This window comes from Nonomuraea zeae (genome assembly GCF_005889725.1).
GTDB classification, from domain to species: domain Bacteria; phylum Actinomycetota; class Actinomycetes; order Streptosporangiales; family Streptosporangiaceae; genus Nonomuraea; species Nonomuraea zeae.
On sequence record NZ_VCKX01000141.1, the window covers coordinates 1 to 12,950 of the forward strand.

At 69.1% G+C, this 12,950-nt stretch carries 8 protein-coding genes; 7 read left to right on the forward strand and 1 reads right to left on the reverse strand.

The window, feature by feature from the left end:
* Positions 1 to 446 precede the first annotated feature (446 nt).
* From ETD85_RS35615 to ETD85_RS35640, 6 genes are all read left to right on the forward strand, one after another.
* Positions 447 to 2,732, forward strand: a complete 2,286-nt coding sequence (locus ETD85_RS35615) for a TIM-barrel domain-containing protein (RefSeq protein ID WP_138694219.1) — start codon at positions 447 to 449, stop codon at positions 2,730 to 2,732.
* A gap of 17 nt (positions 2,733 to 2,749) precedes the next feature.
* Positions 2,750 to 4,063 carry an ABC transporter substrate-binding protein gene (locus tag ETD85_RS35620; protein WP_138694220.1) on the forward strand — a complete coding sequence of 438 codons (1,314 nt, stop codon included), beginning with the start codon at positions 2,750 to 2,752 and terminating at the stop codon, positions 4,061 to 4,063.
* A 6-nt stretch (positions 4,064 to 4,069) separates the two neighbouring features.
* A complete protein-coding gene (locus tag ETD85_RS35625) occupies positions 4,070 to 4,927 on the forward strand; it encodes a carbohydrate ABC transporter permease (protein ID WP_240779643.1) in 858 nt (285 codons plus the stop codon).
* Positions 4,924 to 5,745, forward strand: a complete 822-nt coding sequence (locus ETD85_RS35630; protein WP_138694222.1) for a carbohydrate ABC transporter permease — start codon at positions 4,924 to 4,926, stop codon at positions 5,743 to 5,745. The genes ETD85_RS35625 and ETD85_RS35630 overlap by 4 nt, the downstream gene beginning before the upstream one ends.
* Positions 5,746 to 5,758: 13 nt before the next feature.
* Positions 5,759 to 8,641 carry a glycoside hydrolase family 3 protein gene (locus ETD85_RS35635; protein WP_138694223.1) on the forward strand — a complete coding sequence of 961 codons (2,883 nt, stop codon included), beginning with the start codon at positions 5,759 to 5,761 and terminating at the stop codon, positions 8,639 to 8,641.
* A gap of 164 nt (positions 8,642 to 8,805) precedes the next feature.
* Complete coding sequence (locus tag ETD85_RS35640) at positions 8,806 to 9,309, forward strand: DoxX family protein (RefSeq protein ID WP_138694224.1); 504 nt, start codon at positions 8,806 to 8,808, stop codon at positions 9,307 to 9,309.
* A gap of 4 nt (positions 9,310 to 9,313) precedes the next feature.
* Here ETD85_RS35640 and ETD85_RS35645 read toward each other — a convergent pair whose 3' ends face one another.
* Positions 9,314 to 10,084, reverse strand: coding sequence for an SDR family NAD(P)-dependent oxidoreductase (locus ETD85_RS35645; RefSeq protein WP_138694225.1), 771 nt, complete (start codon positions 10,082 to 10,084; stop codon positions 9,314 to 9,316).
* A gap of 193 nt (positions 10,085 to 10,277) precedes the next feature.
* Here ETD85_RS35645 and ETD85_RS35650 point away from each other — a divergent pair, with 193 nt between their 5' ends.
* A complete protein-coding gene (locus tag ETD85_RS35650) occupies positions 10,278 to 12,950 on the forward strand; it encodes a cellulose binding domain-containing protein (protein ID WP_170247006.1) in 2,673 nt (890 codons plus the stop codon).

Consider the following 12,950-nt stretch of genomic DNA (forward strand, 5'->3'; position numbering starts at 1 on the left):
CTCCCCAGCACCGGCCGTGCCCGCCTCCCCGGCACCGGCCGTGCCCGTCTCCCCGGCAGGCGACCTGTCGTTGGGCGAGCCTTCGCCGGACTACAGAGATCATCAGCGAAGAAGCGCGCGATGTCGTAGTTGGCGATCAGACGCGCGAGGCCCGAGCGGCGTCCTGCCGCAGGAGCAGGTGCGCGACCTCGGCCGAGCGCTCCTGCGCGGCGAAGTGCGCGAAGTCGGCGACGCGGGCCGGGAGCAGGTGGGACCACGCGTCTCGTGACGTGCCCTCACCAGTCGCGGAAGCCGCGGCGGTGACTCTACCGGCTCCAGGAGAGCAAGATCCGCAGTGGCCCGGGCGGGGCGTTGACCGGTGGGGCGACTGGGGGTCAATGGTTGACCTTTGTTCGTTTGGCCACCAAACTAATTCACGAGTTGGCGCAGCTTTCGAAGGAGCTTCCATGCCCTATCGCCCCCCTTTGGTCGCGCACGAATATTTCGTCGCGGACCCGCCCGAGTTGCCGGTGCGCGCGCATGGCGAGGGTGGCCTGTCGGCGCTGAGTGCTGCCGAGCTGGTCGCGGCCGACGGCGCAGAGGTGATGCTGAAGGCGGTGACCACCGCGGAAGAGACGCTGCTCGTCCAGGTGGGAGCGGCGGGCGAGGGTGTCATCAGGGTGCGGCTGTCGGAGGACGCGAGCGCACGACCGCGCTCGGAGAGGGCCATCTCGCTGGTGACCCCCGGCACGTATCCAGGGGCACGTGCCGGGGTCGCGCCGGGTGAGCCGATCGTGATCGACGCGGGCTCGCTGCGGGCCGAGATCAGCCTCGCGCCGTGGCACCTGCGCTTCACCGACGCCTCCGGGGCCACGCTGGTCGAGCAGGATCGCGGGCACACCGACATCAGCGGCCGGCTCCGTACGCTGCCCTTCGGCCGCTCCGCCTCGAACGGCGCATCCGTGGCCTACCACGAGAGCTTCGCCGCGGCCCCCGACGAAGCGTTCGCCGGGTTCGGCGAGTCGTTCACCCGCCTGGACAAGCGCGGCCAGCGCCCTCTCATGTGGAACTTCGACGCCTTCGGGGCCGAGTCGCAGCGCGCCTACAAGAACGTCCCCCTGTACGTCTCCAGCAAGGGCTACGGCGTCCTCGTCGACACCGGGGCGCCGGCCGAGTTCGACGTGTGCCAGTCCACGCACAGCGTCGTGCAGATCGTGGTGCCGGACGACGTGCTGGACTACTACGTGCTCGCCGGCCCGACGCCGTCCGACGTGCTGAACCGCTATGACCTGCTGACCTGCCGGCCCTCGCTGCCGCCGAAGTGGGCGTTCGGGACCTGGATCTCCTCCGGGTTCTGCGTGGACAGCCAGGAGCGGGTGCTGACCAGGGCCCGCACGATCAGGGAGCGCGGCATCCCGTGCGACGTGCTGCACCTGGACACGTACTGGCAGACCGACGGGCACTGGTCGGACCTGCGCTGGGATCCGGTGAACTTCCCCGACCCGGACGGGATGCTGGCCGAGCTGGACGGGATGGGGTTCAAGGTCTGCCTGTGGATGAATCCGTATATCTCCCATCTGAGCCCGGCCTTCGCCGAAGCAGCGCAAGCCGGATATTTCCTGAAGAACCAGGAAGGTGAGGTGTACGTCGCCGACTGCTGGCACGGCTCCTTCCCGGCCTGCGGCATCGTCGACTTCACCAACCCCGAGGCCGCCGCCTGGTTCACGGACCGGCTGCGCACGCTGCTGCGCCAGGGCGTCGCCGCGTTCAAGACCGACTTCGCCGAAGGCGTCCCGAGCGACTCCGTCGCCTCCAACGGCATGACCGGCATTGACCTGCACAACGTCTACACGCTGCTGTTCAACGACGCGGTCGCCGCCGTCACCCGCGAGGTCAACGGGCACGACCTGGTCTGGGCGCGCTCGTCGTACCTGGGCGGGCAGCGCCACAGCGCCCAGTGGGGCGGCGACACCTACACCAGCTACGCCGCCATGGGCAGCACGCTGCGGGGCGGGCTCGCGCACGGCCTGTCCGGCGTGCCGTTCTGGAGCCACGACGCCGGCGGCTTCACCGGCCGGCCCACCGACGACCTTTACGTCCGCTGGACCCAGTTCGGCGCGCTGTCGCCGCTGCTGCGCCTGCACGGCACGACCACCCGCGAGCCGTGGGAGTTCCCCGAGGTCGAGCAGCAGGCCGTGGCCGCGCTGAAGCTGCGCTACCGGCTGATGCCCTACCTCTACTCGGCGGCCGTCGAGGCCGCGCGCACCGGCGCGCCGATGATGCGGGCGATGTGCGTGGACTATCCGGACGACCCGGTGGCCTGGCAGGCCGATCTGCAGTACCTGCTCGGCCGCGACCTGCTCGTCGCCCCCATGACCGCGCCCGAGGGCACCCGCCTGGTGTACCTGCCGCGCGGAGAGTGGGTCGACTACTGGACGGGCGAGGTGCTCACGGGCTCCCGCTACGTCCCGGTCAGCAAGCCGCTCGACCAGATCCCCCTCTTCGTACGGCATGGCGCTCTCATACCGGTCTCCCAGCCGGGCGACACGGTGGACGTGCCGGCCGAGATCACGCTCGTCGCCTTCGGGGGCGGCGACGGCACCGCGGAAATCCACGACGCCGACGGCCTGACGGTCGCCGTCGCCACCAGGGACGGCGACGAGCTGCACGTCGCCGTCACCGGCCCGAAGCGTGTCACCGAGGTCGAGATCGCCCCGGTGGCCGGAGCTCCCGCTCGGGCCGTAATCTCGTAACACCCCCTGGAGGGATCATGGTCAAGTTGAGAGGCGCGGCGGCGCTGGCCGCCGCGGTTCTGGTCCTGTCGGCCTGCGGCTCAGGCTCGGGCTCCGGCTCGGAGGCCGCGCCCGCGAAGAGCGACCAGCCTCGCGTGCTCAAGCTCTGGCACTACGAGACGGCCGACAGCGCCATGGGCAAGGCGTGGGCCGAGGCGATCAAGAAGTTCGAGGCGTCACACCCGAACGTGACCGTCAAGTTCGAGGAGAAGGGCTTCGAGCAGATCCAGAAGACCGCGAGCATGGTGCTCAACTCCGACGAGGCGCCCGACATCATGGAGTACAACAAGGGCAACGCCACCGCCGGGCTGCTGTCGAAGCAGGGTCTGTTGACGGACCTGAGCGAGGAGGCCACCAAACGCGGCTGGGACAAGCTGCTGCCCGGTGGCCTGCAGACCACCGCCAAATATGACGACCGGGGCGTGATGGGCTCCGGCAAGTGGTACGGCGTGCCCAACTACGGCGAGTTCGTGATGGTCTACTACAACAAGGACCTGTTCGAGAAGAACAAGGTGGCGGTCCCGACCACGTTCGAGGAGTTCACGGCCGCGCTGGACACGTTCGTCAAGGCCGGGGTGACGCCCATCGCGAACGCCGGGGCCGAATACCCGGCCCAGCAGATCTTCTACCAGCTCGCGCTGTCCAAGGCGCAGAAGCCGTGGCTGGACGCCTTCCAGTCCTACAAGGGCAAGGTGGACTTCCACGGCCCCGAGTTCACCTACGGCGCGGACACCTTCGCCGACTGGGTGAAGAAGGGCTACATCCCGAAGAACTCCTCCGGGCTCAAGGCCGAGGACATGGGCGTGGCGTTCATGAACGGCAAGTTCCCCATCATGATCAGCGGCAGCTGGTGGTACGGCCGCCTCGCCTCGGAGATCAAGAACTTCGAGTGGGGCCACTTCCTCTTCCCCGGCGCCACGATGTCCCCGGGTTCGAGCGGAAACGTCTGGGTCGTGCCGGAGAAGTCGAAGAACAAGGACCTGGCCTACGACTTCATCGACATCACCATGAGCAAGGACGTCCAGAACCTGCTCGGCAACTCCGGCGGCGTCCCCGTGGCCGCGGACCCGGCCGCGATCACCGACGCGAAGAGCAAGGAGCTCATCGAGACCTTCAACAAGCTGACCACCTCCGACGGCCTGGCCTTCTACCCCGACTGGCCCGCGCCGGGCTACTACGACGTGCTCGTGGCCGGGGTCCAGAACCTCATCAACGGCAGCAAGACCTCAGCCCAGGTGCTGGACGAGATCGCCAAGCCGTACGAGGACAACCTCGCCGACATTGGTAACTAGATGAGGATGCGCACGAGGGGGTACTGGCTCTACCTCATCCCCAGCCTGCTGCTGTTCCTGGCCGTCATCGTCGTGCCGTTCCTGATGAACGTGGGGGCGAGCTTCACCCGCTGGTCGGGGGTGGGCACGCCCCGGTGGATCGGCTTCGACAACTACACCAGGCTGCTGGCGGACGAGCGGTTCTGGCAGTCGTTCCAGCACAACGCGGGCCTGATCGTGGCCATGGCCATCGTGCCGACCGCGATCGGCCTCGTGCTGGCGGCGGCCCTGTTCGACTACATCGGCCGGCGGTTCGGGCCGCGGACGGCCTCTGCGCTGCGGGCGATGTACTACCTGCCGCAGGTGCTGCCGGTCGCGGTGGCCGGCGTGGTGTGGGGATGGATGCTGCACCCGTCCTACGGCGCGGTCAACCAGATCTTCGGGCTGGACCTCGACTGGCTGGGCGATCCCGGCCTGGCGCTGGCCACCGTCATGGCGGTCATGGTCTGGTTCCAGCTCGGCTATCCGGTGGTGATCTTCATGGCGGGGTTGCAGCGGGTGGACCCCGCGTACTACGAGGCGGCCGAGATCGACGGGGCCTCGTGGTGGCGCAAGTTCTGGCACATCACGATCCCGCAGATCCGGCCGGAGATCTTCGTGGTGCTGCTGACGTGCACGATCGCGGCGCTGAAGGTGTTCGGGCCGATCTTCGTGCTGACCCGCGGCGGTCCGGGCAACGCGACGATGGTGCCGTCGTACTTCTCGTACCTGAACTTCTTCCAGAAGAGCAACGTGGGGTACGGCTCCGCCATCGCCACGGTGCTGGCCCTGATCATCATCGTGGTGACGTTCCTGTTCCTGCGCGTCCAGGAGCGTGACCAATGAGGGGCCCAGGACGCTGGGCGGTGCTGTTCGCGCTGGTCGTGCTGGCGGTCGTGATGGTGTTCCCGTTCGCGATCGTGGCGATCAACGCGGTCAAGTCGCCGGCCGACTACAGCTCCCAGGGCCCGCTGAGCCTGCCGGACGGGCTCTACCTCCAGGGGATCATCGATTTCTGGAACCGGGTCGACTTCGGCACCAAGCTCTGGAACAGCTTGGTCATCAGCGCCTCGGTGTCGGTGCTCGCGGTCGTGCTGTCGGTGCTCAACGCGTACGCGCTGGGCATCGGCCGGGTGAAGGGGCGGCTGTCGATCCTCGTGCTGTTCCTGGTGGCCAACACGCTGCCGCAGGAGGCGCTGGCCTACCCGCTGTACTACCTGGCCAAGGCCGTGGGCCTCTACGACACGCAGCTCGCGGTGATCATCGTCATGACGGTGATCCAGGCGGCGTTCGGCACGTACCTGCTGAGCGCGGTCCTGGGCCAGTTCCCGAAGGAGATCCTGGAGGCGGCGGCGATCGACGGCGCGGGGCGGCTGCGCTCGCTGTGGCGGATCGTGGTGCCGATCAGCCGGCCCACGCTCAACGTCCTGCTGATCTTCTTCTTCATCTGGACCTGGAACGAGTTCTTCCTGCCACTGATCTTCCTCATCTCGAACGACACCCAGACGGTGCCCGTCGCGCTCGGTGTCCTGCAGGGCGAGAAGTACATGGACGCCACCATGTCCAGCGCCTCCGCCCTGCTCGGCGTCGTACCGGCGATCGCCTTTTTCCTGATCTTCCAGCGCACGCTGACCCGAGGTGTGACGGTCGGCGCCATCAAGTGATGGAGACCCATCCATGCGTGCAAGAACCCCCCTGTTAGCCACCCTCACCCTGGCCGCCGCGCTGCTGGCCGCGCCGCCGGTCCAGGCGGCGGACTACCCGTTCCAGAACCCGGGCCTGCCGCTGGAGCAGCGCGTCAGCGACCTGCTCGGCCGGCTGACCCTCCAGGAGAAGCTCAGCCTGCTGCACCAGTCGCAGCCGGCGATCCCGCGGCTGGGCATCGGCTACCACAAGAACGGCACCGAGGCGCTGCACGGCGTCGGCTGGTCCAACCACCTCAACGACAACTGGAACCAGAAGTTCGCCAGCGGCACGGTGTTCCCGCAGGCGGTCGGGCTGGCCAGCACCTGGGACCCGGCGCAGATCAAGAAGGTCGGCTCGGCCGTCGGCGACGAGGCGCGCGGCTACAACGCCGTCGATCCCGTGCTGTGGGGCCTGCAGGTGTGGGCGCCCGTGGTGGACCTGCTGCGCGACCCGAGGGCGGGCCGCAACGAGGAGGGCTACTCGGAGGACCCGCTGCTGACCGGGGCCATCTCGACCGCCTACGGCAAGGGGCTGCAGGGTGACGACCCCTTCTACCTGAAGGCCGCGCCGGTGCTGAAGCACTACCTGGCCTACAACAACGAGGCCAACCGGAGCCTGAGCTCTTCCAACCTGACGCCCAAGCTCAAGCACGAGTACTACGAGCCCGCCTTCAAGGCCGCGATCTCGGCCGACGCTGCGACCGGGGTCATGGCGTCGTACAACCTGGTCAACGGGCGCCCGAACCACGTCAACACCGACCTGAACACGCAGGTCAGGTCGTGGACCGACAAGACGCTCTACAACGTCAGCGACGCCTGGGGGCCGCACGCCCTGACCGACCTGGAGAAGTACTACGACAACAAGCCCGAGGCGTTCGCCGCCGTGCTCAAGGCCGGGCTCGACAGCTACACGATCGACGGCAGCGACATCGGGCCGATGGTGCAGAACCTCACGGCCGCGCTGGACCAGGGCCGCATCACCCAGGCGGACGTGGACAAGGCGGTGCGCAGCGTCCTTTCCATCAGGACCCGGCTGGGCCACTTCGACCCGGACGGCGGGCCGTACAAGAAGATCACCAAGGACGTCATCAACAGCGCCGCGAACCAGCGGCTGAACCGCGAGACCGCGGCCAAGGCGGCGGTGCTGCTGCGCAACTCCGGCGTGCTGCCGCTGGCCAAGCCCGGCTCGGCGGCCGTGGTCGGGCCGCTGTCCGGCAAGCTGTACCGCGACTGGTACGCCGGGCAGATGCCCTACCAGGTGACGCCGCTCGACGGGATCAAGGAGCGCGTGGGGAACGTCGCCACCAGCCAGGGCCTGGAGCGGATCGCGCTCAAGCACCTGGACTCCGGCAAGTACGTCACCGCCACCGGCACCGGCCCCGACGACAACGCCGCGCTGACCGACACCGCGCCCACCGCGGCCTCGCAGTGGGACCTGACGGACTGGACCGGCGGCGTGTCCACGCTGCGCAACGCGGGCAACGGCAAGCTGCTGGGCGGCGACTGGCGCTCGCTCGACACCGATGACGCCGACCCCGACGGCTGGTACGTCTCCCAGCAGTTCGCGCTGGAGCGGCAGGCCGACGGCAGCTACCTGATCAGGTACGCCGGGTACGAGGCCGTCGAGGGCTGGTTCGCGCTGCCCGACCCGTACGTGGGCGTCGCCGCGGACGGCACGCTCGGCCTGGTGCCCAAGGCGCAGGCGTCCCGCTTCGGCAAGGAGGTCGTCTCGGACGGCGTCGCCGAGGCCGCCGCGCAGGCCGCCAAGGCCGAGGTGGCGGTCGTGGTCGTGGGCAGCCACCCGTTCGTGGCCGGACGCGAGTTCCACGACCGCGACAACCTGCAGCTCGGTGAGGGCCAGCGGCGGCTGATCGAGGCCGTGCGCAAGGCCAACCCGAAGACCGTCGTCGTCCTGGAGACCAGCTACCCGGTCATCGTGGACGCGCCGAACCTGCTGTGGACCACCCACGCGGGCTCCGAGACCGGCCACGCCATCGCCGACGTGCTCTTCGGCGACGTCAACCCGGCCGGCCGGATCACCCAGACCTGGCCCGCCTCGGACGACCTGCCCAGCATCTTCGACTACGACCTGGCCAAGACCGGGATGACCTACCTGTACGGGAAGGCCAAGCCGCTCTACTCCTTCGGCCACGGGCTGAGCTACACCTCCTTCGGCTACCAGGGGCTGAAGGTGCAGGGCGACAAGGTGAGCGTGAAGGTCACCAACACCGGCGGCGTCAAGGGCGACGAGGTGGTCCAGCTCTACACCCACCAGCAGAGCTCCCGGTTCAAGCAGCCGGTCAAGCAGCTGCGCGCCTTCCAGCGGATCACGCTCGCCCCGGGCGAGAGCCGTACCGTGAGCTTCACCCTGAAGAAGTCCGATCTGGCCGTCTGGGACCACACCCGCAACACGTGGGCGGTCGAGAACGCCACCCATGACATCCTCGTCGGCTCCGCCTCCGACCGGATCCGCCAGTCGACCACGCTGCGCGTGTCCGGCGAGACCATCCCCGTGCGCGACCTGAGCAGGACCACCAGGGCGATGGACTTCGACGACTACTCGGGCGTGGCCTTCGCGGACGAGACCAAGATCAGCGGCGAGGTCGTGGAGGGCACGGCCGGCGACTGGATCTCCTTCACCGGCGCCTCGTACGGCTCGCGCCTCACGGCCTCGGTGGCCTCGGCGGCCGGCGGCTCCTTCGAGGTGCGGGCCGGCTCGCCGACCGGCGCGCTGCTCGCCACCGTGCAGGTGCCCGCCACCGGCGGGATCTACCAGTGGGGTACGGCCACCGCCACGGCGATGGCCGGCAAGGGAAGCCTGTTCCTCGTCTTCAAGGGCGACCTGCGGATCAAGGACTTCGCGCTGACCCGATAGCGATCGTGGCGGCCACGAGCGAGCTCGTGGCCGCCACGCCCGTGCCCGTCCGGGTCGCAGAGGGAGCCTGTGGCCCGGACGTAGAAGGAGCTTCCCCCTGCGCTGATTGGATAGTACAGTTATCCAGTGAGCAGATAGTTTCACTATCCAATGAGGGGGAAGTCATGACCGTAGTCGTGCTGCTGGTCGCCACGCTGGCGTTCCGGCTCCTGGGCGCGCTGGGTGTGAGCCGGTTCGCCGCCTGGCGGGTGAGCGCCGCCCACGGGCTCGCCGTGATGCTCGTGATGACGGCGAGCGCGCACTTCGTGCCGGCCGGCGTGACCTTCATGCCGAACCACGCCGACATGCTGGCCATGGTGCCGCCGTTCGTGCCGCTGCCGGCGCTCATGGTCTACCTGACCGGCGTGCTGGAACTGGCCGGAGCCGTGGGGCTGGTCCTCGCGGGGACGCGCAGGGCGGCGGGGGTCTGCCTGGCCGTCCTGTTCGTGCTCATGCTGCCCGCCAACATCTACGCGGCCGTGGCCGACGTGAGCTTCGCGGGCGGGGCGGCGTCGCCGCTGTGGCAGCGGATCCCCGAGCAGGTCCTGTACATCGGGGTCGCGCTCTGGGCGGCGGCGGGCGAGCGGGTGGGCACTCGCGGCCGGGCCGGCAGCCGCGCGCTCGTGTGAGCCGTCACCGGACCGTCCAGCCGCCGTCGACGACGAGCGTGTGCCCGGTGATCAGCGAGGCGGCGGGGGAGGCCAGGAAGAGCACCGCACCGGCGACGTCCATGGGCTCGCCGATGCGGTGCAGGGCCGCGATCCGCTCGATCACGTCCGCCTCGAACGCGGGGTCGGACAGGGCCCGCGCCGTGCCCGGCGTGCGGATGAAGGTGGGCGCGACGTTGTTCACCGTGATGCCGTGGGCTCCCCACTCGACCGCGAGGCAGCGGGTGAGGTGCGCGATGGCCGCCTTGGTCATGCAGTAGACGGACTCGCCGGGCAGGGCGACCTCGCCGGCCTGGGAGCCCACGTTGACGATCGTGCCGTGGCCCTGCTCGATCATGATCCGCCCGGCGGCCTGGCTGGCCAGGAACGTGCCCTTGAGATTGACCTGGAGCGTGCGGTCGAAGTCGGCCTCCGTGACGTCCTCGGCCGGGTTGCCCGGCGCGACGCCCGCGTTGTTGACCAGGATGTCGATCCGGCCGAACCGCTCCCGCGCGGCGCGCACGGCCCCGGCGATCTGCTCGGGGACGGTCATGTCCATCTGCAGCGGGAGCGCCTCCCGCCCGAGCGCGCCGATCTCGCCGGCCGGCCCTGCGTCCGCCTCGGCGTCCCGCAAACCCAGGGCGACGTTGGCGCCGGCGTTGGCCAGAGCCAGTGAGATCGCCCGGCCGAGACCGCGCGCCGCGCCCGTGACCAGGGCGACCTTGCCGTCCACGCGGTAGTCGGGAAATGCTGCCACGCCTGCCTCCTTGCGCTGTTAATTCGTTGTCTATCCAAACTATTGACCTTCGATGCGCCCGTGTGTGAGCCTGCTGGTGAGCTCATGCGCGGAAGGCGCGGTGACGGTCAGGGTCCTGCACTCTGCTCGTGCATGGCGGTCATCTGAAGCCTTTGGGGCGCCTGCTGGCGTGCCTGGAAAGGGAGAGCCGCGCATGCGAAGAAGATTATTCGTCATGCTCATGACCGCCGCCGTCCTGTTGGTGGCGGCGGTCGTGCGGATGTCGCCGGTGTCGGCCGTCGCCTCGGATCCTTACGCGTACAAGAACGTCAGGATCGACGGCGGCGGCTTCGTGCCCGGCATCATCTTCAACCAGACGGAGAGGAACCTCATCTACGCCCGCACCGACATCGGCGGGGCGTACCGCTGGAACCAGACCACCAAGTCCTGGACCCCCCTGCTCGACTGGGCGGGCTGGGACAAGTGGGGCTACAACGGCGTGATCAGCATGGCCACGGACCCCGTGCAGACCAACCGCGTGTACGCCGCCGTGGGCATGTACACCAACAGCTGGGACCCCAACAACGGCGCGATCCTGCGCTCCACGGACAAGGGTGACAACTGGCAGGTCACGCCCCTTCCCTTCAAGCTCGGCGGCAACATGCCGGGCAGAGGCATGGGCGAGGCGCTGTCCGTGGACCCGAACAACAACAGCGTCCTGTACTTCGGCACCCCCAACGGCAACGGCCTGTGGCGCAGCACCGACTACGGCGCGACCTGGGCCAAGGTGGCGAGCTTCCCCAACGCCGGCAACTACGCCCAGGACCCGAGCGACGCCAACGGCTATCTCAGCCACCGCCCCGGCGTCGTGTGGGTGACCTACGACAAGCGCTCCTCCACCGCGGGCACCGCCACCAAGACCATCTACGTGGGCGTCGCGGACAAGGAGAACACGGTCTACCGCACCACGGACGGCGGCGCCACCTGGTCGCGCCTGGCCGGGCAGCCGACCGGCTACATCGCGCACAAGGGCGTGCTGGACACGGTCAACGGCTACCTCTACCTCGCCACGAGCGACACCGGCGGCCCGTACGACGGGGCCAAGGGCGACGTGTGGCGCTACGCCACCGCGACCGGCGCCTGGACGCAGATCAGCCCGATCCCGTCCTCCAGCGCCGACGACTACTTCGGCTACAGCGGCCTGACGGTCGACCGGCAGAAGCCGGGCACGCTCATGGTGGCCACCCAGATCTCCTGGTGGCCGGACGTGATCTTCTTCAGATCGACGGACTCCGGCGCCACGTGGACCCGCGTGTGGGACTGGACCTCGTACCCGAACCGCAGCTTCCGCTACACGATGAACGTCACCGAGAACCCGTGGCTGACCTTCGGCACCAACCCGCAGCCGCCCGAGGTCACGCCCAAGCTCGGCTGGATGACCGAGTCGCTGGAGATCGACCCGTTCGACTCCAACAGGATGATGTACGGCACCGGCGCCACGCTCTACGGCACCGAGAACCTCACCCAGTGGGACACGGGCGGCCAGTTCACCATCCGGCCCATGGCCAAGGGCCTGGAGGAGACCGCGGTCCTCGACCTGATCAGCCCGCCGACCGGCGTGCCCCTGGTCAGCGGCCTCGGTGACATCGCCGGCTTCCGCCACACCAACCTGGACGCGGTGCCGTCGATGATGTTCACGGCCCCGAACTTCACCTCCACCACCAGCCTGGACTACGCGGAGAAGAGCCCCTCGATCATGGTCAGGGCGGGCAACTTCACCGACGCCGACCGCCCCAACGACAGCCACGTGGCCTTCTCCACCGACGGCGGCGCGAACTGGTTCCAGGGCACGGAGCCGGGCGGCGTGAACGAGGGCGGCACGGTGGCCGCGGCGGCCGACGGCTCCCGCTTCGTCTGGGCGCCCAAGGGCGTGACCCCGGTCTACTCGGTGGGCTACGGCAACTCCTGGCAGCAGGCGTCCGGACTGCCGACCGGCGCGATCGTGGAGTCCGACCGGGTCAACGCGTCGAAGTTCTACGGCTTCAGCGGCGGCCGCGTCTACGTCAGCACCAACGGCGGCGCCACGTTCACCGCCACCGCCGCCACGGGGCTGCCGGCCACCGGCGGCAAGCTCAAGGCCGTGCCCGGCATCGAAGGCGACCTCTGGGTGGCCGGCGAGGGCGGCATCTGGCACTCGACCAACAGCGGGGCCTCCTTCACCAAGCTGTCCGGCATCACGAACGCGGTCAACGTCGGCTTCGGCAAGGCGGCGCCCGGCGGCAACTACCTGGCGGTCTTCGCCGTGGCCACGATCGACGGCGTCACCGGCCTGTACCGCTCCGACACCGGCGGGTCGAGCTGGCTGCGCATCAACGACGACAAGCACCAGTGGGGCAACATGGGCGAGGCCCTGACCGGTGACCTGCGCGTCTACGGCCGCGTCTATCTGGGCACCAACGGCCGGGGCATCCTGTACGGCGACCGCACCGGCCCGCCCGTGACCGTCACCCCGACCGTGACCCCCACAGTGACGCCGACCGTGACGCCCACGGTCACTCCCACGGTCACCCCCACCACGGGCAGCGGCTGCACGGCGACCTACCAGGCCGGCAACTCCTGGCCGGGCGGCTTCCAGGCGGACGTGTCGGTCAAGAACACCGGCACCGCCCAGATCACCGGCTGGAAGGTCACCTGGACCTGGCCGGGTGACCAGAAGATCACCCAGCTCTGGAGCGGCACCCCGACCCAGACCGGCGCCAACGTCACCGTCGTGAACGCCTCCTACAACGGCACCCTGGCCGCCGGCGCCACGACGTCGTTCGGCTTCAACGGCAGCTACACCGGCACCAACACGCCACCTGCCACGCTCACCTGCAGTCCCGCGTAA